The 21,919-nt window shown below is 54.1% G+C and carries 25 protein-coding genes; 12 read left to right on the top strand and 13 right to left on the bottom strand.

The window, feature by feature from the left end:
• The first annotated feature begins 46 nt into the window (after positions 1-46).
• Positions 47-424, top strand: a complete 378-nt coding sequence (locus QZN75_RS02100; RefSeq protein WP_292424118.1) for a hypothetical protein — start codon at positions 47-49, stop codon at positions 422-424.
• A gap of 60 nt (positions 425-484) precedes the next feature.
• Here the strand turns inward: QZN75_RS02100 and QZN75_RS02095 are convergent, their stop codons facing one another.
• Both QZN75_RS02095 and QZN75_RS02090 read right to left on the bottom strand, forming a co-directional pair.
• Positions 485-1,036 (bottom strand): NADPH-dependent FMN reductase, encoded by a 552-nt coding sequence (locus QZN75_RS02095; protein ID WP_292424116.1) that lies wholly within the window; start codon positions 1,034-1,036, stop codon positions 485-487.
• Positions 1,037-1,357: 321 nt separating this feature from the next.
• Positions 1,358-1,969 carry a PEGA domain-containing protein gene (locus tag QZN75_RS02090; RefSeq protein WP_292424115.1) on the bottom strand — a complete coding sequence of 204 codons (612 nt, stop codon included), beginning with the start codon at positions 1,967-1,969 and terminating at the stop codon, positions 1,358-1,360.
• 102 nt (positions 1,970-2,071) lie between these two features.
• Between QZN75_RS02090 and QZN75_RS02085 the strand changes: the two genes are divergently transcribed.
• On the top strand, positions 2,072-2,380 hold the full coding sequence (locus tag QZN75_RS02085) for a hypothetical protein (protein WP_292424113.1): 309 nt from the start codon (positions 2,072-2,074) through the stop codon (positions 2,378-2,380).
• 207 nt (positions 2,381-2,587) lie between these two features.
• On the opposite strand, the gene QZN75_RS02080 is transcribed toward QZN75_RS02085, so the two are convergent.
• The 5 genes from QZN75_RS02080 to QZN75_RS02060 form a co-directional block, all read right to left on the bottom strand.
• Entirely contained in the window at positions 2,588-3,205 is a 618-nt protein-coding gene (locus QZN75_RS02080; RefSeq protein WP_292424112.1) for an isochorismatase family protein, read from the bottom strand.
• A gap of 117 nt (positions 3,206-3,322) precedes the next feature.
• Positions 3,323-3,715, bottom strand: a complete 393-nt coding sequence (locus QZN75_RS02075; protein WP_292424111.1) for a Rieske 2Fe-2S domain-containing protein — start codon at positions 3,713-3,715, stop codon at positions 3,323-3,325.
• 32 nt (positions 3,716-3,747) lie between these two features.
• Positions 3,748-4,449 (bottom strand): CDGSH iron-sulfur domain-containing protein, encoded by a 702-nt coding sequence (locus tag QZN75_RS02070; RefSeq protein ID WP_292424109.1) that lies wholly within the window; start codon positions 4,447-4,449, stop codon positions 3,748-3,750.
• A gap of 72 nt (positions 4,450-4,521) precedes the next feature.
• Positions 4,522-4,962 carry an ester cyclase gene (locus QZN75_RS02065; protein WP_292424106.1) on the bottom strand — a complete coding sequence of 147 codons (441 nt, stop codon included), beginning with the start codon at positions 4,960-4,962 and terminating at the stop codon, positions 4,522-4,524.
• A gap of 232 nt (positions 4,963-5,194) precedes the next feature.
• Positions 5,195-5,692, bottom strand: a complete 498-nt coding sequence (locus QZN75_RS02060; RefSeq protein ID WP_366652787.1) for a multiprotein bridging factor aMBF1 — start codon at positions 5,690-5,692, stop codon at positions 5,195-5,197.
• 201 nt (positions 5,693-5,893) lie between these two features.
• Here QZN75_RS02060 and QZN75_RS02055 point away from each other — a divergent pair, with 201 nt between their 5' ends.
• On the top strand, positions 5,894-7,069 hold the full coding sequence (locus tag QZN75_RS02055; RefSeq protein ID WP_292424141.1) for a proteasome-activating nucleotidase: 1,176 nt from the start codon (positions 5,894-5,896) through the stop codon (positions 7,067-7,069).
• Between the two features lie 221 nt (positions 7,070-7,290).
• On the top strand, positions 7,291-7,974 hold the full coding sequence (locus QZN75_RS02050) for a peptidylprolyl isomerase (protein ID WP_292424101.1): 684 nt from the start codon (positions 7,291-7,293) through the stop codon (positions 7,972-7,974).
• A gap of 126 nt (positions 7,975-8,100) precedes the next feature.
• Here QZN75_RS02050 and QZN75_RS02045 read toward each other — a convergent pair whose 3' ends face one another.
• Positions 8,101-8,610 (bottom strand): DUF5804 family protein, encoded by a 510-nt coding sequence (locus QZN75_RS02045; protein WP_292424096.1) that lies wholly within the window; start codon positions 8,608-8,610, stop codon positions 8,101-8,103.
• Between the two features lie 38 nt (positions 8,611-8,648).
• Positions 8,649-9,824, bottom strand: a complete 1,176-nt coding sequence (locus QZN75_RS02040) for a proteasome-activating nucleotidase (protein ID WP_394339485.1) — start codon at positions 9,822-9,824, stop codon at positions 8,649-8,651.
• A 35-nt stretch (positions 9,825-9,859) separates the two neighbouring features.
• On the opposite strand from QZN75_RS02040, the gene QZN75_RS02035 reads away from it, so the two are divergent.
• The 4 genes from QZN75_RS02035 to QZN75_RS02020 all read left to right on the top strand — a co-directional run bounded on the left by QZN75_RS02035 (position 9,860) and on the right by QZN75_RS02020 (position 12,814).
• The gene (locus tag QZN75_RS02035) at positions 9,860-10,267 is read left to right on the top strand and encodes a DUF126 domain-containing protein (RefSeq protein WP_292424137.1); all 408 of its coding nucleotides are present in this window, start codon (positions 9,860-9,862) and stop codon (positions 10,265-10,267) included.
• Positions 10,268-10,529: 262 nt separating this feature from the next.
• Positions 10,530-11,003, top strand: a complete 474-nt coding sequence (locus QZN75_RS02030; RefSeq protein WP_292424091.1) for a hypothetical protein — start codon at positions 10,530-10,532, stop codon at positions 11,001-11,003.
• Between the two features lie 53 nt (positions 11,004-11,056).
• Positions 11,057-12,166 carry a TIGR04013 family B12-binding domain/radical SAM domain-containing protein gene (locus tag QZN75_RS02025; RefSeq protein ID WP_292424088.1) on the top strand — a complete coding sequence of 370 codons (1,110 nt, stop codon included), beginning with the start codon at positions 11,057-11,059 and terminating at the stop codon, positions 12,164-12,166.
• Between the two features lie 6 nt (positions 12,167-12,172).
• Complete coding sequence (locus QZN75_RS02020; protein WP_292424087.1) at positions 12,173-12,814, top strand: metallophosphoesterase; 642 nt, start codon at positions 12,173-12,175, stop codon at positions 12,812-12,814.
• Here QZN75_RS02020 and cyaB read toward each other — a convergent pair.
• Complete coding sequence (cyaB, locus tag QZN75_RS02015) at positions 12,804-13,331, bottom strand: class IV adenylate cyclase (RefSeq protein ID WP_292424086.1); 528 nt, start codon at positions 13,329-13,331, stop codon at positions 12,804-12,806. The genes QZN75_RS02020 and cyaB overlap by 11 nt on opposite strands.
• A gap of 55 nt (positions 13,332-13,386) precedes the next feature.
• Between cyaB and QZN75_RS02010 the strand changes: the two genes are divergently transcribed.
• The gene (locus QZN75_RS02010) at positions 13,387-14,064 is read left to right on the top strand and encodes a peptidylprolyl isomerase (RefSeq protein ID WP_292424085.1); all 678 of its coding nucleotides are present in this window, start codon (positions 13,387-13,389) and stop codon (positions 14,062-14,064) included.
• Positions 14,065-14,215: 151 nt separating this feature from the next.
• Positions 14,216-14,971 carry a hypothetical protein gene (locus tag QZN75_RS02005; protein ID WP_292424083.1) on the top strand — a complete coding sequence of 252 codons (756 nt, stop codon included), beginning with the start codon at positions 14,216-14,218 and terminating at the stop codon, positions 14,969-14,971.
• A gap of 244 nt (positions 14,972-15,215) precedes the next feature.
• Here the strand turns inward: QZN75_RS02005 and QZN75_RS02000 are convergent, their stop codons facing one another.
• Together QZN75_RS02000 and rqcH are read right to left on the bottom strand one after the other, a co-directional pair.
• The gene (locus QZN75_RS02000) at positions 15,216-16,244 is read right to left on the bottom strand and encodes an mRNA surveillance protein pelota (RefSeq protein ID WP_292424082.1); all 1,029 of its coding nucleotides are present in this window, start codon (positions 16,242-16,244) and stop codon (positions 15,216-15,218) included.
• Positions 16,241-18,145, bottom strand: a complete 1,905-nt coding sequence (gene rqcH / locus QZN75_RS01995) for a ribosome rescue protein RqcH (protein ID WP_292424080.1) — start codon at positions 18,143-18,145, stop codon at positions 16,241-16,243. The genes QZN75_RS02000 and rqcH overlap by 4 nt, the downstream gene beginning before the upstream one ends.
• 61 nt (positions 18,146-18,206) lie before the next feature.
• Here rqcH and QZN75_RS01990 point away from each other — a divergent pair, with 61 nt between their 5' ends.
• Both QZN75_RS01990 and QZN75_RS01985 read left to right on the top strand, forming a co-directional pair.
• A complete protein-coding gene (locus QZN75_RS01990) occupies positions 18,207-18,809 on the top strand; it encodes a PKD domain-containing protein (RefSeq protein ID WP_292424077.1) in 603 nt (200 codons plus the stop codon).
• Positions 18,810-18,830: 21 nt separating this feature from the next.
• Entirely contained in the window at positions 18,831-20,603 is a 1,773-nt protein-coding gene (locus QZN75_RS01985; RefSeq protein WP_292424076.1) for a ribosome biogenesis/translation initiation ATPase RLI, read from the top strand.
• Between the two features lie 53 nt (positions 20,604-20,656).
• On the opposite strand, the gene QZN75_RS01980 is transcribed toward QZN75_RS01985, so the two are convergent.
• A complete protein-coding gene (locus QZN75_RS01980; RefSeq protein ID WP_292424073.1) occupies positions 20,657-21,919 on the bottom strand; it encodes a hypothetical protein in 1,263 nt (420 codons plus the stop codon).

Here is a 21,919-nt window from a genome sequence, read left to right as displayed (position 1 = left end):
AGTATCATCGTGAAAACGTGATCAGCCAGATATACGGTGATTGATTATGACCGAAAAGAAAGGACACTACGAGAAGGGGCTCTGGGTGGACGAACCCGTTGCAGCCCCCGCAAAAGAAGAGATTTCAATCGATATCCGCCTTGCCGCCGCAACCAAATCGGTTCTCTCTGCGATGGACGATCTTGCAAAGGTCACCCACGATCTCGTGGCAACGGACGAGGGCAAGAAGCATATCGAGAAGACCGTGAAAGAGACGACGGTTCAGGTCCAGAAGTCCTTTGACGACATACTCGCCCGGGCGAAAGTCGAAGTGGAGAAAGCGAAGGCAGATATGGAAAAGGCAAAGGCCGACATGAGCAAGGCAAAACCTGAAGAAAAAAAGGCAAAAGCCGAAACGAACAATCCCGTCGGGCCAAAAAAGTAAGCGATATTTTAGGAGATTCCTGATATGGGATCTCAGTCTCTTTTTCCTGCAGCCGTTCCCTCACCCCACGTTCTTTTTTATCCATGCACCGTAGTGGTCCATCCAGTTCTGCAGGTGGGCCCTGCTCCCGGCCCCGATGTTTCCTGCGTCGTCAAACATGCCCTCCCTCATCTGGAGGTATGCCTCGGGCTGGCGGAGCACGGCGACATCCAGGTAGGAGAGAACGTTTCGTAAGTGCTGCTGGGCCATGGCCGTGCCAATGGCACCGGTGGAGACCCCGATGATCCCTGCCGATTTTCCCGCCCACACGCTCTGGCCGGTCGGGCGGGAGCCGTGGTCGAGGGCGTTCTTGAGTAAACCCGGGATCGAACGGTTGTATTCCGGGGATACGAACAGGAGGCCATTGGCTGCCCTGATCTCGTTTTTCATCCTTACGACCGCCGAAGCCGGGTGCTCATCATCGTCCTGGTTATACAGCGGCAGGTCGCCGATCTCCACACGGCGGAAGGAAAATTCCGGCGGCGCAAGCTTCACGATGGCATCGGCAAGTTTCCGATTGAGCGAATCCTTCCGGAGGCTTCCGACGATAACGGCAATCTGGTACTGGCTCATACATCTTACCTTCGGTGGGGTAAGGTATCTGTATTTCCCTGCCTCTTTAAACAGGCATCCGCCCATCCGGCATCGCTAGATTTTTGAGAGAAATTTCCCGTAGCGGTGCCCTCCCTCTTTTTTTTAAGAGGGGGTCACCCTCCCCCCATGTGCCGGTCCAGCAGAAGGTACCTCTCACCCGGAAAAAGAGCGGCCTGGCAGCTGAACATTCTCAAAAAAAGACCGGGTCGCGAGCTGAGGATTCCGGAAAATATCCGGACCGGGAACCGATGCCCTGCCTCAAGGTCGCATGGTCATTATGGCCCCGACACGCGAAACCCGTTACTCTTTCTTGGGAGGCGTGAGGTGGATAAAAAGCGAAACCCCTGATACGATCAGGACGGTAATAGAACCAATTATGGCAACGAGAACACTCGTGTTTCCGAGAAGGCCCGTATCCTGCGTGGGTTGGGGGGTGGCCGTGACAACAAGGGCGATCACCGGAATGGTCACGGTCGGTATCGGCATCGCAGACGTGACCTGATTCATGGGCTGGAGCGTGCCGTATCCCTCTGCCGTCTGTCCTGCCACGACATAGATCGAGCCCTCGTAATCATAGTACCCGCTCAACTCCAGCCGTAGAATATGGTTTCCCGCTGCCACTGCGTTTACGGTTTTTGGGGTTGTCCCGCTATAGAGGCCATCGATAAGGATACTGGCGCCGGTCGGGGAAGAGTACACATTCACGCTGCCGGTTGTTATGGTCTCCGTGGCGGATACGGTCGGTTGTATCGTAGTAACAACGGCTGTCGGTGATGTGGTAACGTGGGTCTGTGTAGTGGTAACGGTTGTCTGATATCTTGTGATATGGTCGGCACTGACCGGTAGTACAATGAGAAGTATTGCGAGGAATACTGCGATTGGTATAACAGATGATCCGCTTCCACGTGACATTGATAAAATCCTGACGGCTGGATTTACCGGTGATTTCTTGTAGACTTTACATTGTTGTTATGGGTGATAAAGCCGTTTTACTCCAAAGCACGTCCGGCAACATTGGTAAAGATCGCGGAAAAAGTACGGGCCCTCACGCACATGTGGGAAGACATCAAATTTCCCAAGTTCCGACATGCAGGAACCTTCATTATCTCCCATTCCGGATCGGATTATATGCACGATGTTGTCAGCAGCAGGAAGATGGAGAACGGGATTGTCGTTTTCTGGGAAGAGAAAGGCGAAAAGACATATGAATCGTTCAATTACTCCGAACTCATCGACATGAAGATCAATGCGCTCGACCTGCTCGAACGCCCGAAATCCTACAAAATCGATAAGGATGCGCATACGCTTGTCGTGAAGAAATAAAACCCTTTATAATTTTCCGGTTCCCGGGGAGCGGAGGTGGTCCTCGTAGATCAGCCTTAACGGGGAGTAGGGATCAACGGGAGACCTCGTATGACCATTAAAAAATGCCCGTCCACCTCTATACTCATGCGTTTGTGACAGAAAGTTTTTTTTACACACTCTCAAAGGTGCGATTCTACCCGCAACTGCCTGATCCGTAGCTCTGCTTTACGGCATCCCAAGCCCGATCTGTGCGCCGTATTTCGAGTACACTTCCTTTACGAGTTCCCCGGATTTCGGGTTGCCCCAGTCGTGCATCCATTCCGACACGAGCGACTCAACCGTGATGGGGATAACTCCAGCCTGGAGCATCCGTTTTATGCCGAACTTGTGGGCGGCAGTTGTCGAGTCTCCTCCAGCGTCCATCAGCCCGTACACCTCGTAACCGTCCCGGATCGCATGGAGTGCGGTGTAGGCAAAGCACATGCTCGTCCAGAGCCCCGAGACGACCACTTTTTTCCGGCCGGTCTTTTTGAATGCCGCATAGGTCGGCCCGTCTTCAAATGCATCGAAGCTTGGCGTCGCCCGGGCAAACACCTCCTGGCCGGGGAATATGCTCGCAATATCCGCTATAAACTCTCCGTTCCTCTGAGGGCCGATGGCCGAGAGCACGACCGGGACACCGAGGATCCGTGCCGCTTTTGCCGCACAGGTCACCGCTGTCCGGATAAGCGCTTTGTCCCCCGATGCGACACCGGCAAACATCGCGGGCTGGTAGTCCACGAGCACGAGTGCGCTGTTTTTGTCGGTGAGCAGTTCCAGTTTACCGTCTTTTATAATTGTCATTTCTCATTCCTCCATATTCCTGAATTATCCGGATGGTCCCGTTGCGTTTTTTGTGGATTCATCCCTCTCTCCTCGCGTCCCTGCCCGGTGCTGCAACAGTTCCCCCACGGTGATCCATTACACCTTTACATAAATGCGTTTTCCCCCGACCTTCACCGGGAACGACTGCAGGTCATGGATTCTGATCCCTTTCGCCAGCATCCCGATGGCTTTGTACTCTTCTTGTGTCTCCTTCGGGGCTTTGTCCAGATCCGGCAGAGAGTGCTCGACCATGCCGGTGATCATCTTTCCCGTCCGGACATCGAACGTTGCGTGGTGGAGTGGGCAGGTGATGATGTGGTCATAGAGCGTTCCTTTCGAAAGCGGGGCGTTCATGTGGCCGCACCGCTCGCTCACCGCGTAGATCTTACCGGCCACGTTAGCGAGAACGATCTCGATGCCCTCAGCCTCGACATGCCGGGTCTTCCCGGGCGGTATGTCGTCAACTCCTGCTACATCAACGAATTTCATAGTCTTACTAAACTCCTCCGGTCATTGCCGCATTAACGCTGTACATGGCTCCCGTCGCAGAACGGCTTGTTGCCCGACTTCCCGCACCGGCAGAGGGTGAGCCGGTTCCTGACCGTATACGGTTTGCCGTCAGCGGACACGACCGGTATTCCTCCGCGTACCCAGAGCGGCCCGTGCTCGCCTTTTGCGGGATACTCGATGATGACAATGGATTTCTCCAGTGCCGGTTCGATAGCTTTGCCGGTCTCCTGATCCTTGATGACGAGCCGGCCGGACGGGCAGTTGCAGGCCTCCTCTATTGCCGTGTCACGGGCTTCCGGGATATCCGACTGTTTTGTAAGGTTCCAGATCCCGCCGGCCCGCATGCAGAACCGGGCATGGACGCAGAGATTTTCGTAATCAAGCAGTTCCAGTTCCGGGCCCCGGATGATCCTTGGGTGCCGGAGGTATGGTTCGTTTCCGGCAGTCTCGGTACCGTTGAAAACAATCTTCGCATGCGTCCCGTCACAGAACGGCTTGTTCTGCGAGTGGCCGCACCGGCAGAGGGCATAGGTCTCCTGGACGGGAAACCCCTTTACTTTCCGCCAGGTCCGGCAGTAACCCTCGTCATCGTTGCAGATCTCCTCCTGTATGAGCGGGACACCCCCGGTCACAATATAGGGGCCGTTTTTAGTGACGGTGATCTTCATGGGATCGTTCTTTGGTTTCTGGGATTTTTGTGTTTGTTCTGTCATGGTCAGATAACGTCCTTGATTTACGGCATGAAACCAGCGTGAAACCGGTCCGCTCTTGAACTACCGTTGTTCTCACATCAGGCCAATCTGCTGCATCAGGGAGATCTTATCGTAGAAAAGTTTCTCCTCGACGATCTCCCCCTTCTTCCAGTGGGCGACGGTACAGAACTCGACGTTGAACTTCTTCCCATTGGGCGGGATGACTTTTCCGTCAGGAGTTGTCATCGGGCCCTTGAAAGTGCCGGTGAATTCGGCAACCGAACACGTATAGTCACCTTGGCCGAAGAAGATCTTGTACGGCCGGTTCCCGACCCTGTTGTCCGGGAATATCTTGAAGAAGGCAATCGCCTCTTCCCGGTGAGAATGGCGGCTGTGCGTTGGCTGCGGCTGCCCGGGCCAGAATACATCGACCTCTGCTGCATGGCGTTTATCAAACGTTACCCAGTCCTGTGCATTCCAGGCATCGTCCAGCGTCTGCATGAGACGCATGTTCTCTTCAACCGTTGACATCATAGGTTTCCTGGTATTTTGTTGATACCAAGGAAGGTGTATGTGGTAGAGAATATAAAAACAGTGTCTGGGGCGAAGATACCTTCGGGCCGTATTTCAGGAAATAAGTGGAAAAGCGGTTCCGGGGGAATGTGCGTCCACCGTTCAGAAGAGTGCCTGCCATCCGGGAAATATCCCCCACACTGCAGTGATAGTAGTGTCTCTTGAAAAAAAGGGTGCGGTAAAAAACCTGCCGTTATTTCTTTGCTTTGCGGATTACGGTCAGGTCTCCCAGCGTCTGGGTGATCTTGGCCTGAGTCTTCTTTTCCTCATCGCTTGTCAGGATGTCGACGAGCTTGATACCGAGCAGCTTTTCGAGCTTTTTCCTGACATCCTCTTCCGGAATCAGCTCTCCTTTTTCGATCTTTTTTATGAGCAGCTCCCGCTCCATCATCTGCAGGGCGAGGTCTTTCTGGGAGAGTCCCTTTTCCATGCGGGCGTTCCTGATCCGCTCCGCATAATCCTCTACGATATCGCCCTCCATATAATCGAACATATCCCGTTTCCGCTGTGCGGGAACCGTCATAGGCGGGGCCCGGGCCCCCTGAGCGGGCCGGGCAGCCGGCCGCTGCACGTCAGTACGCCGGGGCTGCTGCACCTCAGTGCCGAACTTCCCGCACCGGCTGCAGACCTGAAGCTCCGCACCCTCCACACGGATCAGCTTCGGGGTACCGCGAATCGTTTCTCCACACATTTCGCACTGCATAATCTCACAAACACTTTATATGCAGATTTCCCTATATACCTATTTGAGGAACGTATGGGCGATATTCTCCGCGATACAGCCGAACCGCAGAGCCCGGAAGAGTTATGCAGACTGTATCGCACGCTCAGTGAGCAGCTGCGTGACCAGCTCCAGCAGATTGAGAACGACAAGCACGAGATCGAGACCCAGATGCTCGATCGGGTGAGCAATCTCGAGTCACGCAATCTCGAACTCCGCGAGCAGCTCCGGCAGATCGAAGCGGATAAGCGTTATATCGAGACCCAGAAGATCCGGTACGAACGGGAGGTCAGGAAGCTCAAGAGCGAGAGTGAACAGCTCCGGAGTCCGCCGTTGATCATCGGGACCGTCGTTGACGTGATCGATTCATCCCGGGTCATTGTCAGGAGCAGCGCCGGGCCGAGGTTTCTGGTGAGAACTTCACCGAGTATTAATCCCGAGGACTTAAAGGCCGGGGCACGCTGCACGCTCAACCAGCAGTCGCTTGCGATTGTCGAACTGCTGCCAAGTTCTTTTGACGCCCAGGTTTATGGCATGGAACTCGTGGACTCACCCCAGGAGAGTTATTCAGACATCGGGGGCTTAAAAGAGCAGATAAACGAGATCCGCGAGGCCGTCGAACTCCCGCTCAAACGCCCGGAACTTTTCACCCGTATCGGGATCGAACCCCCCAAGGGTGTGCTGCTCCACGGGCCGCCCGGGACAGGCAAGACCCTGCTTGCAAAAGCGGTCGCCCACGAAACAAATGCCCATTTTATGCGGGTGGTCGGAAGCGAGCTTGTCCAGAAATATATCGGCGAGGGTGCACGCCTTGTCCGCGAGCTTTTTGACCTCGCAAAGAAGAAGTCGCCGACCATCATCTTTATCGATGAGATCGATGCGGTGGGCGCCTCACGGACCGAGGCAAATACCTCCGGCGATCGCGAGGTGCAGCGTACCCTCATGCAGCTCCTGGCCGGCATGGATGGCTTTGAGAACCGGGGCGATGTGAAGATCATCGGGGCTACAAACCGGATCGATATTCTTGATAAGGCGCTGCTCCGGCCCGGCAGGTTCGACCGGATCATCGAGATCCCGTTGCCGGATGAAGAGGGCCGGCTGTCCATCTTAAAGGTCCACACCCGGGCCCTCACGATGGACGAATCGGTAATTCTTTCAGAAATTGCGGGCTTGACCGACGGGAAGAACGGCGCCGATCTCCGGGCGATCTGCATGGAGGCCGGGATGTTTGCCATCAGGAACGAGAGATCCGCGATCACCCGCGAGGACTTTCTTGCTGCGATCGATAAAATCCGTCTCGATTTCAACCGTGGTGTTCCCGATGTGGAAGGCAGGATGTTTGCGTAAGATCCACATACAGTCCATGCGACCGGCGGGATCGTTACGATCAACGATAATATCCTCTGTATTTTTTTAACAATTTTTAGGCAGATCAGGTGCATGTTTTTTTAGACCGATATCGTTGGCGTGTTGTCTGTCAAAGTGGGATACACATCCCAGTGACCGCGAACTTTTTCCCATACAACGCGAAAATATACGGAATCAGGATGTAATCGAAGTGGAACATTATGAGTGATCCAAAGACACCAGAAGACTCTCCAAAAACCACGGAAGAAAACACCGGGTCTGTGGTGGAGAAAAAGGACACGCCGGAAAACACCCCGGGGGATGAGAAAGGAAAAACCTTAAAATTGAAGGATGCCATCCCAGATAACGGGAAGCGGGAGAAACAGCGGAACCTCCTAATCACCATCGGTGTGGCGGTTGTCATAATCGTTGCTGCGGCGTGTGCATTTGTCTATCTCACCGCGTCGGTTGCGACAAAAGGGGATACGGTATCTGTGTATTACACCGGGGCGTTTGATAACGGCACCGTGTTTGACTCAAACATGAACAGCACGCAGCCCATTACGTTTACCTTGGGTAATTCAAGTGTCATACCCGGTTTTGATGAAGCGGTGACCGGAATGTCGGTAAACCAGATAAAAACGGTGACTATCCCCTACACCAAGGCCTATGGTGCATATGACCCGGGACTCGTCCAGACTATCAATCGTACCGGCCCAATTGAAAACACCACCTTCGTTGTAGGACAGCTTTACACCGTCCACTACAAAACAGCAAATACCTATAGCACCATAAAAATCCTCAATGTCACGCCGAAGACCGTTACCTTTGACGCTAACAACCGCATGGCCGGTGAGAACCTTACATTCACGATAAAACTGGATAACCTCACCAAAAAGCAGTAACCGGTATCCCGGCATCACTTTTTTTAATTACGATTGTGTTTTCTTGTTCACACGAAAAAGGGACAGTAAACCTGTTCCGGATGTTTACTCAACTGGAATCTGTCGGGTAAATGCCTGAATCGTGGGTTATTGATCCCCATCGGTCCCGGCATCGGGTATCTCCCCCGCGTCCTCTAACGGAATCGGCTCCCCGATATCCTCTACCTCGTCTTCCGTGCACCAGACTTCGATTGTAGTGTCGGTGCCGGGGAGATCCTGTGAATAGTCCTGTGCGGTTGACCCCGGGGACATCACGATCCGGCGTGTTAGTCTTCCACGGGAAAAACCATAGAGCCGGCGGAACGCCCACGGTTTTTCGAGTATCGCCGTGCGCTCATAGTAGACATCCTGCGCGAGGGTCTGCGTGCAGAAGATCCCGTTTTCAACTTCAAAAAGGGTCTCTCTCACATAGCGCCGGATGTACCAGCGCAGTTCAGACACAAGCGAGAGGGCGCTTCCGAGCATGGCGACCGAAATATACACGCCGGAGGGGATCTTTTTCGGGTGGTAAAAACGGAGTGCGAGACGGCTGGTCTCGGATGCAAAAAGGGTGTGGTGGAGATCGATGCCTTCCCGCTGGATCAACAGAATATTCATCTGGGCGCTCCGGTATTCCTGCTGATCGCCCCCTTGGATCAGGTATACATCCGGGTATCGGTCATCATGTCGGTCTTGACCTTGCGCACGGCACTGATGAAATCCAGCATCTCTACAGATGGTGCGTCCCGGCGCACGGCCATCATCCCCGCCTCGCGGCAGATTGCCTGGAGTTCTGCCCCGGTAGTGGCTTCGGTCATGGTCGCGATAACATCGAGGCTCACATTAGCGAGATGCATTTTTTTGGTGTGAATCTTTAGGATCTCCAGCCTTGCTGCCTGATCGGGCAGCGGGATCTTGATCAACCGGTCGAACCGGCCGGGCCTCAGAAGAGCCGGGTCGAGCATGTCCACCCGGTTCGTCGCTGCCATGATCCGGATATCCCCCCGGTTGTCAAAGCCGTCCATCTCAGCGAGGAGCTGCATGAGCGTGCGCTGGACCTCGGCACTGCCGCTCGTCCCGTCGTTTGTCCTCATACTGCCGACCGCATCGATCTCGTCGATAAAGACGATCGCCGGCGCCCGTTCCCGGGCGAGTGTGAAGAGCTCCCGGACAAGCCCCGCCCCTTCGCCGATGAACTTGTGCACAAGCTCGCTGCCTGACATGCGGATAAAGGTAGCCTTGGCCTCGTGGGCGACCGCCTTTGCGATCAGGGTTTTTCCGGTACCGGGCGAGCCATAGAGAAGGATGCCCTTCGGAGGCTCGACGCCGATGCGCTTGAAGATCTCGGGTTTTGTGAGCGGGTACTCCACGGCTTCCCGCACTTCCTTGATCTCATCGGTGAGGCCACCGATCTGCGAATAGGAGATGTCGGGGGACTCCTCCAGTTCCATCACCCGGACACGGGAATCGTACACGTTTCCGATCACCTTGACGATCGAGAGCGCGTTATTGACGGCAACTTTCGTGCCGGGTTTTATCAGCGGACGGATCTCATCGGATGCATGGGTGAGGTACTCCTGGTTGTTTCCCTGCTGGCGGAGATAGATCTCGTTGTTCTCCAGAATATCTACAACAACTGCCACAAAGAGCGGCATGCGCTTGAGCTGGTTGTTCTCCCTTTTCAGCTGTGCATTTTCTTTCTGGAGATCTTCGGCTCTGACCTTCTGTTCAAGGAGCGCCGCCTCAAGTTCGTTAAGCTGGATCTGGTATTTGAGTTCGCTCTGACTCTGAGGTGCCGCGTTATCGACCGAGGTCTCTTCCATATTACTCATATATCTGCATCTTCAACCATTTATGTGGTGTGATTTTGATAATTACCGGTCGCAGCATTTCAAGGGGCAGAGGATCGGGCAGGCTGCTCGTGAGTCCTGCCCCGATATCGTTTCTTTCCGGGGTTGATCCCGAGACGGGGGTTATTGTGGAGAAGGGCCACCCGCTTGAGGGTACTTCGGTTGCCGGTACCGTGCTCGCGTTCCCGTACGGCAAGGGATCGACTGTCGGCTCGTACGTGCTGTATGCCCTCGCCCGGAACGGTCATGCTCCTGTGGCCATCGTGAATACCGAGGCGGAACCCATTATCGCAACCGGGGCGATTATCGGGAATATCCCGATGATCGACCGACCGGATATCCCGCTCAACCGGCTCAGGAACGGGACATGTGTTGCCGTGGACGGAGATCGCGGGATGATGAAGTACGAGGGAACTCTACAGTAAGGTGAGAAGAGCATTACCCGTTTCATGTACGATGAATGCCGCCACCCCCGAAGGGACGCCCCTTGTGGCGGATTGGCAGCTAAACAATATCAGAATCCTTCCCTGACCTGTCGTGACTCTCAAGAGACCATGAGGCGGGGATCCCTCACACATTTTTTACCGGTTTTTTTGGATTGAATGTGAATATCTGTGTTCATGCCCATCTCAACAGAGTGCCAGGAGATCGTAATGAACAAATAAAACAATCCCCTTATCATCTGATATGAAAGCCAGTGCGTTTATTGCGATTATTTTCCTCATCTGTGTTGCGGTTGCTCTTGCCGGCTGCACCAGTTCGCAGTCCACGGTTACCACGTCCGGAAGTACAGCAGGTTCATCCGGTACGCCCTCTTCTTCCAGCCTCACCACAAGTCCCACCGATGTGATGCCCGATAACATCGCGGTGACGGTCACGGTCGGGGAAAAAGATTACCTCGGCAAAATACCTGTGACATTTGAAGGGGGCCAGGGGCAGGTCAATGTCAAGAAGATCGATATCACCCTGACGCGGGCCGACGGATCGACCCAGACCGCAACGCTCGGCTCCAATAAAGGGGACATATTCAATCTTGACGGGACACGGGGCAGTGGATCCCTGACCGGTCAGGCCGACCGCGTGCAGGTTTCGGTTACGATGAACAACGGCCAGACCTACAAGATTGTCGATGTCCTCCGCGAGTACCGCACGCGGGGCTAAAAGCGAGTCTATCGTTCTCTATTTTTAGCAGTATGTAAAGGCGGATACAAGATATGCAGGTGAACTGGCGGGAGATCCCCGCGGCACGGAATTCCTTTGCCGTTCTTGGTGCCGCATGCGAAAAGACCGGCTGGCACCTGTACCCGGTCGCCCGGCCGGCACCGGATATTACATGCTACTCCCTCAATTCGATCAATGAACGTTTGTACCGCGATGAGATCGCGGATGCGGACTGCATAACTATCGTGGGAGGGCCGCATGCAACGGCCTGCTGGCCGGAGGTGGCTGTATATGCGGATTACGTTGTCGTGGGGGAGGGGGAATATACGCTTCCCCGGCTGCTTTCAGAGATCGAGGCCGGAAGGGACGGGCATATTCCCGGCGTTGTAACCCGTGACTGGTATGAGCCGGCAAAAAGCAGCGTCCGGCTCGATGCATATCCCGCGTTCTCTCTCGTAAAAGGGTACGTGGAGATCTCCCGTGGGTGCCCGTTTGCCTGCGGCTACTGCCAGACCCCGCAGATATTCGGGCACTGCATGCGGCACCGGTCGATCGACGAGATCGCCCGGTATGCAAACCGGTACGGGCAGGCTCGCTTTGTCACCCCAAATGCCTTTGCCTATGGCTCGGACGGGCTCCATCCCCGGTTCGACAAGATCGGACACCTCTTAAGAAAACTCGACCACGAGATCTTTTTTGGGACGTTCCCAAGCGAGGTCAGGCCGGAGTTTATCTGCGAAGAGTCGCTTGCCCTTATCACGGATTACTGCACCAACACAAAACTGCACTTTGGCGCCCAGTCAGGAAGCGATGCGATCCTCTCACGGTTGCACCGGGGGCACACGATCGCGGAGGCGATCCGGGCAGCGGAACTCTGTTTGGATACCGGGATCACCCCGATTGTTGATTTCATTGTCGGGTTCCCGTATGAAACTGATGAGGAACAGCGGGAGACCGTTGCCGCCATACAGGAGGTTGCCCGGATGGGAAAGATCCATGTCCACCGGTTTATCCCGCTTCCCGGTACGCCGCTTGCCGGAACCCGTGCGCGGTCGCTACTTTCGGAAACAGAAAAGGTCTGCGGCGATCTCGCTCTCGGAGGGAAACTGACCGGTTCGTGGAATGAGCCTGAGATAAGGTTTTTTAGACGCTATTTGAAATGATATACCATGAAAGATGTGCTTTTGATAGCAGATCTCCATGGTCAATTCGGTAAAATTGATTCATTTCTGGAATTGAATCCGGAAGCTGTATTTATTGCAGGCGATATTACCAATATGGGTCCTGTGGACATTGTTGACGACGTGCTATCACGTATCGATGTACCCTGTTTTGCGGTACCGGGCAACTGTGACCCAAAAGAGATCCTCGATACGCTCGAACACTCGGATGCAATCTGCCTTCACGGCGCCCAGATGAACCTGGGGAAAATGACGCTTGTGGGCGTCGGCGGTTCGAACCCAACGCCGTTCAACACGCCATTTGAGCTGACCGACAAGCAGATCGATGATCTGCTCAATGCTGCGACAGCAAAAATGGAAAAGACGGTTCACAACGTCCTCATCTCCCATGCACCGCCCTACGATACGCTCGACCTTATCAAGAGCGAGCACGTAGGCAGCCAGAGCATCCGCCGCCACATGAAGGACTTCGATCTTGTCTGCTGCGCCCATATCCACGAGCAGCGTGGCGTCAAGGATGTTGACGGCGTAAAAATTGTGAACCCCGGCCCCGCGATGGATGGCTACTGTGCCATGCTCCACTTCGGGAACGAGGCAAAAGACATCAAAGTTGAATTGCTCACCGTGTAGAAAGGAGCAGTTCGAGATAGGAGGCGAGGATCGGCTCGCCGGAAATTCCCATCTCTTTTGCAAACTTCTGGATTTGTCCGGTCGCATCTGCGCCGTTGGTTTCGGCCATGATCTCGATCTCGACAAAGGTCCCGAGACCGTCAACCTGATCCAGCGCAAACGAGGCATTGCCGAGCCGGTAGTTCTCCCGCCACTTGTTCACTTCAGCGGTTCTGGTAAACCCTAGTCTGTCGAGGATCTGTTCGAAAACTTCGCCGGATTCAACGGCCGTGTTGAGCTCTTCGCGTGCCTTGAGCCCGTACTCGCGGAGTTTCTTTCCCTTGTAGGTAACAAGTGCAGGACCATCCGTGTACCGTACCCTCAGGGCCTCGTCGGTAGAACCGAAGTCACGGTGCGGGGCGTTGTAGTAGATATCGTGTTCGTGCTGTTTTCCCTTGAACTCCGCGTGCCGGTCCTTAAGGTTCTGCCGTATGGGATCGAGGGAATCTACCCGTACTTTGAGTTCTATTTCGAGCATTGTCGTGCCACACTTTTATCTGTCCCTGTTGCGATTTAATATAGTCAGGTGATGTATGGCAATAAAAGAAGGAGATTTTGTTAAACTCAGTTATACCGGCAGCGCAAATGGCATGGTCTTTGATACCACCGATGAAGATGCGGCAAAGGCCGCGGATATCCACAGCACGACCGCCATCTACGGGTCGGTCACCATCTGTGTCGGCCAGAAGCATGTAATCATCGGCCTTGACGAGGAACTTGCCGGAAAGGATGTCGGCACCGAAGCCGATGTGACCGTCCTGCCGGAGAAGGCATTTGGCGAGCGCGACTTAAAAAAAGTCCAGTCATACCCCAAGAACAAGTTCAAGGACAAACCGACCCGCGGGATGCGGATTAACGTCGAGGAACATGGAGAAGGTGTGGTTGTTGATGTGATCGGCTCCAAGGTGATCGTCGATTTTAATGCACCGCTCGCCGGCCAGACGCTGACCTACCATTACAAGATCGAGGAGATTGTAACCGATCCGCTTGAACAGCTCAAGGGACTTATCCGGCTCTATGCCGGGAAGGATATGGAAGTTGCCCTTGATGACAGTAAGGCAACGGTCACCCTCCCGCCCGGAATCAACTATGACCGGCGCTGGCTCCTGTGGCGGGGAAGGATCATCCATGAAGGTTTCGAGCTCGTAAGCGGCATCTCCGAGATCACGCTTGTCGAGACCTACAAGAAACCGGAGAAGAAGGAAGCGTAATCCGACAAATCAGAAAAATTATCCTTTTTTTACATTTTTTAGGGAAGCCGGATCACCGGATCCTGTTGCTGTTAAGGATGAACCGGGCTGACCCGGATATTTATATCGCCGGTTAAACAATTTTTAATATCCTGCAGCATAACTGTAGTATATGAAAAATTCCGCCAGAATTTTCATTACCCTGAGTATTTTTCTTGTCCTGTGCGTGACTATTATGGGCTGTTCCAGCAGTTCAGGTTCGACTGCAACAACCACAGGTACGGTCACTACCGTGACAACGATTGCGCCGCTGTACACGGCCGGGGATATTGTATGGAGCTCATCCGCGAGCACTACCGTCGCCTGGCTGATTATTAGTTACGATCCTTCGACAGAATCGTACACCCGGGCATATATCCACAAAAACACTGACGGAACGTGGGGATACCGTACAGACTCGGCCACGGAATCGTCACCGCGCTCGACTATGGAAAAAGTGTACCCGGTAAAAGTCACTCATGTGACCGTTTCATCGATACCCACAGCGGCACCAACCCCGGTGCCAACCACGGTTGTTACCACGCAGACCACCATCACTGTCGCGACAACGACAACGACTGCCGCCTTCCCACCCATCTTCAAGGATATGAGCCCCGATTCAGCGTACAGTGGGGATACATTTACCACGATCATTACCGGGGCGGGTTTTGTCTCCACTCCAACTGTCAAGTTGACGCAAACAGGTTCGGCAAGTATTGTGGCAACATCAGTCACGTGGGACACGGCAACCCAGATCGAAGCCACATTTTCAATCCCCAACACGACATCGGCCGGGTTACCATGGACTATCGTAATCACGAACCCGAATAACCAGTCAGTAAGTTACGCAAATGAATTTACGGTACATGAAAAGACGACGGACAGCTGAATAACCACAGGAGAGCATGAACGATCAATATTCCCTTTGGGAAGAAGCAAAAGGTCATATTGCAATGGGATACTGATGGTACAGTATCTCCTGCATCCACCATCAGTTAAGGAAAAAGCTGCAGAACAGTATATTTAATTTTTTTAGGCAATTGCTCTTTGATTTATGCATACATCCATCCGGGGATCATTTTCGCACTCTATTTCGGCACGGGCAGATTGTGCGCTTCCATCTTCCGTGCACGTCATGAGGCTAGTTTATACCTGAGCAGCGCCGCGATGCCGCCGAGCGCATTTAGACGCTCCCCGGGTTCAAATTCCGTTGAGAGCACCACGATTGTGGCCTGCATCCGCTCGGCATTCTCGATTAAGGGAACTATCGTCCGGTCCCTGAGCAGGGTATCGGCAAGCAGTACTTCATCAACTGCGCCGTACTCGATCGCGATCTCTACCTCTTTTTTCCCATAGGCAACCGCCCCGTTCCGGGAGATACGGAGAAGGACCTCGTCCATCAGTTTTACCTCGCGCGAGAGCTGGATGTCGCCGATCAGTTTATCGAGTGTTCCCGCACCGATCACGTCCTGCACCGCGCCGCGCCCGATCCTACGGGTTTCCACTACAATCGCCCGTTCGGCAGGAGGGCTGTTTTTGTTCTTGGCGTATTTAACAAAATCATCCTTGATAAAACCGGGTCCCGCAATGATGAGCGGCCCGGATATCTCCGCGATGGTTTTGAGCACGGCGTCAAAAAAACCGGTCCGCGTATCAGTCTCCCCTCCCTTACCGCTTCCTGCCGTGATGGTGATAGCGCTCTCGGGGCCGTACTGCCGGAGCCGGAAGAGTTCAGCCTCTCCCTCCTCGATCGTCAAAATGTGGATTACGCCAAAGACCGAGGCTTTTACTGCCCGGGAAATCCGTTCGAAATCCATCGGCCGCCACTGGCGGATAACGGAAATCTCGTAGCCGGTCTCGACATTGATCGTGTGGTATGCACCGGTGTCAACGCCGTACTCGATGATCCCCGTGATCCGAAGACGTACCCCATGCTCGGAGAATTCCACTTTTTCCGCACGGACCCCCAGCCGGACCGGCCGTTTCTCGACTTTCTCCGGCCGGATCTTGTCGGTCGCGGATTCGACGCTCCGAAACGTCGTTGCAAATACCAGATCCCCGGGAGCTACCAGGTGCTGGAGGTGCCAGAGATCGTCAATACTCTCCGGGAGGAGTCGTATTTCGCCTGCATTATCCCTGAGTTCACAGTACTCCGCTTTCATGGCGTCCCCGAAATATCAGAACCACCGGGCGGAACAAAAGCCGCCACGGTTTCGGTGTTTAAGATTCCCTTGAGCAGTTTTTCCTCATCGGGGCTAATACTCTGCTTCAGGAGGCGCAACACCTTTTTTGCCACATCGTTCGGCTCGTACTGGCCGGGTTTTAACTCGGCGAATGCCTTTGTCCGCGACCGGATCACTGCTGGGGGGCCGCCGATCACGGCTGCCTGCGGTTCCAGCACAAGGCCGATACCCACCGCGAGAGATACGTTGCGGTAATAGGTGCGCTCACCCCGGACGATAAACGAGCCCCGGGTGATAAACTCACCGGCCTGCGGGGTCTTGCTGACCTGGTTTGGCTGTGCGCTGTACACATCGGCGGAAAAATGCCCGCTCCTCCATGCGCCGGAGTACGATGCGGCAAACTGTGCCACCTCATCCATCTTCTCCGTTTTGCCCTTTACGATCACGACACTTGCCCCGTGCACATCCGCATGCACGAAGAGATCGCCCCCGGTCATGTACTTTTTGACCAGTTCCTCGTTCTGCGATGCGTCCCGGCCGCCCAGGACGACAATACCGTCACTGGTTACAAACCACCGGAACCGGTGGTACCAGAGTTTTTTCATGGGTATAATATCATGCCGGATAATTTTTTTCTTCGGCTTGACGGTTTTCATTGCCGCAAGAGCGCCTTCTTTTTTCTTCCTGAATTTTTTTATGACATCGTAGTACCGGCCCGCATTCTGCTCGACACTGTCATGGACGAAGATCTTCATCTTCTTTCCAATATCGATCTCGACTGCCGCCTCATCAGGATAGAAAGCCACGATCCGTTTTGCGTCTGCCGTGGAAGTATCGCAGAGGTGGTGCTCGATCTCCTGCCACGAGAGGCGCTTGCTTGCGGCATCAAGCGAGGAAATGACCTGCGCAACGAACTGGTAGTTCTCGTAAATCGCGGCCACAATCTCCTGGGTCTTTTTGATCTTTTCGTCGAATTTTTTTATTGCTGTTTCCTGGTACTTATGAATCCGTTCCTCCTGTGAAAGTTTTGGTTTTGAAGCGACCCGGACTTTCTCGGCCTTTGTCATCGGGTAGAATGCTTCAAGCGCCTCGGAAAAACCGGCAAACTGGTTTTTGTCGTCCGGTATGCTTTCGGCTCCTGTGGCAAGTACGACCGGCTCGCAGCTTGTGGCAGAAACCACCGGTCGGCCAGTGTGCTGCACCAGATCGAAGAGTGCCCGGATTGCGGCATACACAGCCTTGGGATCGGCGTTTGAGGCAGGTGTGGATTTATCGATACCGGCAGTCCTGCATACGTACTCCGCGTACGTACCCCCGAGCATCCCGGCAATTGCAAGGGCACGCACGAGATCCCGGCCATCACCGGCTAGAGTGGCCGCAAGGTTTTCTAAAGAACCGGTCGGATCAGTGCCGCTCATCGTGTAGATGGCATCGGGTACGACGTCCCGGTCCTTGAACCGGTGGTGGCGGAGCGGTTTTATGATCCGGTAGGATTCGTCAGTGAGGATCACGTTTCCCTCATCGAAAAGTTCGATGATGAGCCGGTAGGTTAGAGGCCCTTTCCCGATATCGAAAATAAGTATCCGCTCTAACCCGTGCTGCCGGATCGCAAGTACCTTGCCACCGGAGAGATATTTACGCAGGAGCATGGCAAACTGCGGCGGGTTTTTGGGAGGGGCAGGAAAATTTTTCACCAGGTGCACCCGCCGGCCGGCCTCGATAAGTAGCTGGTACTTCGCATGGTTCTCGCCGTTTAAACGGATTCCGAGAGTGCGGGTTTCGAACTGGTAGATCTTGTCGATCCAGAGCGGCAGCCTGGCGCAGAGCTCATGTGTCACTGCCCTCACATCGATCCCGCTCATACCCTGTGCAGTCGCCATGGATTATACCAACTTACATATGGCTTGCGCACTAAAAAATAAGACTACTGGGTGGTGACGGATGACCGAAGACGTACATGTGGAAGAGCAGCCAGCCCTTTCCCGGAAACAGAAGACCAAACTGGAAAAGCAGGCTGAACACATCGAGAGGATCAAGCGGACGGTTACTGCCTGCTTGATGGGTATCTTTGTCGGGATCCTGTCGTATTACCTGCAGATTACGGTAAAAAGCGATATCGGGCTTCTTGCCTTCATGCTGATGCTTGCCGGGGTAGTTGTCCAGCGGCATATTTTCATACTCATGCATCAATCCTCGAAACTGGGTGCAAAGGACTGGTTCTACCAGGGTTTCATGACGTTTGCATTCTGGTTCATGACATGGACTATCCTGCTTTCAACCACGGTACCGGTCGCCGGTTTCTCCTCAAACGTTAGTTCCGGCACTACCCCGCTCACAGTTGCTTTCAGCGACACCAGCACAAACACCCCGACTTCGTGGAACTGGAGTTTTGGCGACGGCACGTTTTCAACGGTAAAGGACCCGGAAAAGACATACGCATCTGCGGGAAACTTCACGGTGAACCTCACGACCGCAAATGCCGAGGGAACCAATACGATAACGAAGAACGATTATATCACCGTCTTTTCGGCTATCCCGTTCTGATCCCATCTCTTTCTGATCGCCATGAGAATCGCCATTGTCCATAAGGATCGCTGCCACGCGAAGAAGTGCGGAACCGAGTGTATCCTCTACTGCCCCCGGGTACGGACCGGTGACGAGACCGTTGTCATTGGTGAGGATGGCAAGGCTGTCATATCAGAGGAACTCTGTGTCGGGTGCGGCATCTGTATCAAGAAATGCCCGTTCGACGCCATCGATATCGTAAGCCTGCCTGAAGAACTCGAGCACCCCACCCACCGGTACGGGAAGAACGGTTTTGCACTCTATGGGCTTCCCATCCCGGTACAGGGAAAAGTTACCGGTATCCTCGGCGCAAACGGTATCGGGAAAAGCACTGCGGTAAAGATCCTCTCCGGGCAACTCCGCCCGAATCTCGGGAATTTCGATAACGAAGTTGCGTGGGAAGAGATCCTGAAACGCTACGCCGGGACCGAGCTTTTCGACTACCTCCAGACCGTTTCAAAAAAGAGTAAGAAGATCGCAGTCAAGCCGCAGTATATCGACTTCATCCCAAAAGTTTATACCGGGACGATCCGCGAGCTGCTTAAGACCACGGACGAGCGGGGCAAACTTGCAGAACTCATCCCCGTGCTCAAACTTGACGCAATCCTCGACCACCATGTCAGCACGCTGAGCGGGGGAGAACTGCAGCGTGTGGCAATTGCCGCCTGTCTCGCCCGTAACGCCGACCTCTATTTCTTGGATGAGATCACGCCGTTTCTGGACATCTACCAGCGCATTTCGGCGGCCAAACTGATCCGCGAACTGGCGAAGGAACACCCGGTCGTGATTGTCGAACACGATCTTGCCATCCTCGACATGCTTGCCGATACGGTGCACGTAGGGTATGGCAAGCCTGCGGTCTTTGGTGTCGTCACCCGGCCAAAAGGCGTCCGGGTTGGTATCAACCAGTATCTTGAAGGATATCTCGCTGAAGAGAACGTACGGTTCCGGGACTCACAAGTAGTCTTTGAGAAGCGGGCGCACGAGAAGGGCTCGAAAAGGGAGGATCTGGTGGAGATTCCTGCTCTCACCAAGAAGTACGATACCTTCCGGCTCACGATCTCGGGAGGAACAATAAAAGCCGGGGAAGTACTTGGCGTTATCGGGGCAAACGGCATGGGGAAGAGTACCTTTGCGAAGCTGCTTGCAGGTGTTGAGAAACCCGATACCGGCAGCCTGGATGTCAAGCTCCGGATCTCCTACAAGCCGCAGTACATCAAGTCGGATACGTCGGATTCTGTCGAGCTGTACCTCCGTAAGTGCACCAGCAAATTTGACACCTCGTACTACCAGCATGAAATCCTCGACCCCCTCTCACTCCAGACCCTTCTCCAGTCACCGGTCGATACCTTAAGCGGGGGAGAGTTACAGCGTGTGGCGATCGCCGCCTGCCTCTCACGCGATGCGGATCTCTATATCCTCGACGAGCCAAGCGCCCATCTTGACGTCGAGCAGCGCGTGAAGGTGACCCGGCTCATCAAGCACCATGCAGAAGGAAAAGCGGTAGCGATCCTCGTCATCGATCATGATATCTATCTCATCGATATGATCAGCGAACGGATCCTCGTCTTTGAAGGCGAGCCTGGTGTTGAGGGAACTGCGGCCGGTCCCTTTGCCATGCGGGACGGCATGAACCGGTTTTTAAAGACGCTTGACGTTACATTCCGTCGCGACCAGACGGGCCGGCCCCGGATCAACAAACCTGACTCATTCCTTGACCGGGAACAGAAGAGCCGTGGCGAATATTACTACTACGCCGCAGATGACGAATAATTCCCGGGTTCTCATATAACAACGTTTTCGGATTGCCATGCTGCTGCACAGGTTTATTTTATTCCCTGTGGGGACGGGATTTTCTTCTTTGCCCCTTTGCCTGCAGCGGAGAGCTGCTCCGACACTTCTGAAAGCTCCTTTTCGATATCTGTCGCAGGTGCCTTGAAATCTTTTAATTCACGGAGCAGGCTGACATCCTTCTCTTTTTTCACATGTTTGATCTCGGTGGCAAGCGAGCTGAGCATATCATCATCAACGCCCGGGGCGGCGCCGCCTGCAACAAATAAAGATAGATCTCCCTGATTGTCACCTCTATTGCTTCCTGATCCCCCGGCAGGAGTGAAGGGGGTCGCCGGAATAAAACCATCTGATACCTGCATCGGATCGCCAGCCTGCGACACAGGGGCCTGCGGTGTCGGTTCCAGCATACCTCTGTCATCCAGCAGATTGATATCGTCCAGGTCTATGCTGTCCAGATATCCCAGTGTTTCATCGACCGCGTCCACACCGTCAAGATCTGTAAGTTCTTCGAACCCGGTATCTGCATTCGCTATGAGAATCGCTTCGGCATCAACGGCAGTCTCGTCCGGCAGAACTGGCATTTCCAGGGCCGTCATGGAAAGGGCGGGGTCTGTCCCGGCATGTGCTTGACCCACCGGGTGTGGTTCTGCTGCCGGTTCCTGTTCATCCAGCAGCTCATCCAGCAGGCCGGTTTCCAGTTCCTCTCCCGAGAGTTTCAGGAACGGGTCGGATTCCATCCTGTTCTCCGCTGGTCTTGCTCCGCTGGCACCACTCTGCTTTGATCCGGACGCTGAGGGTGCTGCTGCGGCCCTGTCAAGTGCGGATACCCTGCTGACTTTTTCTGTTATCGTATGTTCCAGCAGTTTGTTGATCTCGTCGGGTTTTTTGGCGGGTTTTTTGCGCTCTGTGAGGATCTTCCCAAAAGAGGTGACCGATGATCCCAGTAACGAGAGATGATACCGGATCCCGTTGGTTTTCTCTGCCGGTTTTGCCGGGGCTTTTTTCTCTCCCTTTTTCTCCCCGATATCTTTTTTTTGGGTGGTCTTCTTTTCGAAAAATTTTATGGAATCGAGTTTTTTGAGGAATGGCTGCTGACGCAGGTTCTTCAAGGCCAGTTTCGAAACTGCATTTTTAATCTCTATAATCGTGATCGAGCCGAGGAGTACCAGCAGGAGAAAACCTATCGCAATGATCAGGGGTAGCAGCACGATAAGCGGGACATTCACAAAGATCATTACAGAACCGGTTCCCACGATCACTGCAAAAAGAACCAGCCTGCGGATATTTTCCTTCAT

It is taken from the genome of Methanoregula sp. (genome assembly GCF_003170075.1).
Classification (GTDB): Archaea; Halobacteriota; Methanomicrobia; order Methanomicrobiales; family Methanospirillaceae; genus Methanoregula.
This window is presented reverse-complemented; position numbering and strand designations above follow the sequence as displayed.

What these genes read in the sequence shown, in the direction of transcription:
- QZN75_RS02095 (WP_292424116.1), bottom strand. Translation starts at nt 1,036, where the DNA reads ATGAGCCAGTACCAGATTGCCGTTATCGTCGGAAGCCTCCGGAAGGAT.
- cyaB (WP_292424086.1), bottom strand. Translation starts at nt 13,331, where the DNA reads ATGCTCGAAATAGAACTCAAAGTACGGGTAGATTCCCTCGATCCCATA.
- QZN75_RS02075 (WP_292424111.1), bottom strand. Translation starts at nt 3,715, where the DNA reads ATGAAATTCGTTGATGTAGCAGGAGTTGACGACATACCGCCCGGGAAG.
- QZN75_RS02025 (WP_292424088.1), top strand. Translation starts at nt 11,057, where the DNA reads ATGCAGGTGAACTGGCGGGAGATCCCCGCGGCACGGAATTCCTTTGCC.
- QZN75_RS02030 (WP_292424091.1), top strand. Translation starts at nt 10,530, where the DNA reads ATGAAAGCCAGTGCGTTTATTGCGATTATTTTCCTCATCTGTGTTGCG.
- QZN75_RS02080 (WP_292424112.1), bottom strand. Translation starts at nt 3,205, where the DNA reads ATGACAATTATAAAAGACGGTAAACTGGAACTGCTCACCGACAAAAAC.
- QZN75_RS02050 (WP_292424101.1), top strand. Translation starts at nt 7,291, where the DNA reads ATGAGTGATCCAAAGACACCAGAAGACTCTCCAAAAACCACGGAAGAA.
- QZN75_RS02010 (WP_292424085.1), top strand. Translation starts at nt 13,387, where the DNA reads ATGGCAATAAAAGAAGGAGATTTTGTTAAACTCAGTTATACCGGCAGC.
- QZN75_RS02090 (WP_292424115.1), bottom strand. Translation starts at nt 1,969, where the DNA reads ATGTCACGTGGAAGCGGATCATCTGTTATACCAATCGCAGTATTCCTC.
- QZN75_RS02000 (WP_292424082.1), bottom strand. Translation starts at nt 16,244, where the DNA reads ATGAAAGCGGAGTACTGTGAACTCAGGGATAATGCAGGCGAAATACGA.
- QZN75_RS02020 (WP_292424087.1), top strand. Translation starts at nt 12,173, where the DNA reads ATGAAAGATGTGCTTTTGATAGCAGATCTCCATGGTCAATTCGGTAAA.
- QZN75_RS02065 (WP_292424106.1), bottom strand. Translation starts at nt 4,962, where the DNA reads ATGATGTCAACGGTTGAAGAGAACATGCGTCTCATGCAGACGCTGGAC.
- QZN75_RS02040 (WP_394339485.1), bottom strand. Translation starts at nt 9,824, where the DNA reads ATGAGTAATATGGAAGAGACCTCGGTCGATAACGCGGCACCTCAGAGT.
- QZN75_RS01980 (WP_292424073.1), bottom strand. Translation starts at nt 21,919, where the DNA reads ATGAAGGAAAATATCCGCAGGCTGGTTCTTTTTGCAGTGATCGTGGGA.
- QZN75_RS01985 (WP_292424076.1), top strand. Translation starts at nt 18,831, where the DNA reads ATGAGAATCGCCATTGTCCATAAGGATCGCTGCCACGCGAAGAAGTGC.
- QZN75_RS02005 (WP_292424083.1), top strand. Translation starts at nt 14,216, where the DNA reads ATGAAAAATTCCGCCAGAATTTTCATTACCCTGAGTATTTTTCTTGTC.
- QZN75_RS02100 (WP_292424118.1), top strand. Translation starts at nt 47, where the DNA reads ATGACCGAAAAGAAAGGACACTACGAGAAGGGGCTCTGGGTGGACGAA.
- QZN75_RS02060 (WP_366652787.1), bottom strand. Translation starts at nt 5,692, where the DNA reads ATGTGTGGAGAAACGATTCGCGGTACCCCGAAGCTGATCCGTGTGGAG.
- QZN75_RS02070 (WP_292424109.1), bottom strand. Translation starts at nt 4,449, where the DNA reads ATGACAGAACAAACACAAAAATCCCAGAAACCAAAGAACGATCCCATG.
- rqcH (WP_292424080.1), bottom strand. Translation starts at nt 18,145, where the DNA reads ATGGCGACTGCACAGGGTATGAGCGGGATCGATGTGAGGGCAGTGACA.
- QZN75_RS01990 (WP_292424077.1), top strand. Translation starts at nt 18,207, where the DNA reads ATGACCGAAGACGTACATGTGGAAGAGCAGCCAGCCCTTTCCCGGAAA.
- QZN75_RS02055 (WP_292424141.1), top strand. Translation starts at nt 5,894, where the DNA reads ATGCTCGATCGGGTGAGCAATCTCGAGTCACGCAATCTCGAACTCCGC.
- QZN75_RS02045 (WP_292424096.1), bottom strand. Translation starts at nt 8,610, where the DNA reads ATGAATATTCTGTTGATCCAGCGGGAAGGCATCGATCTCCACCACACC.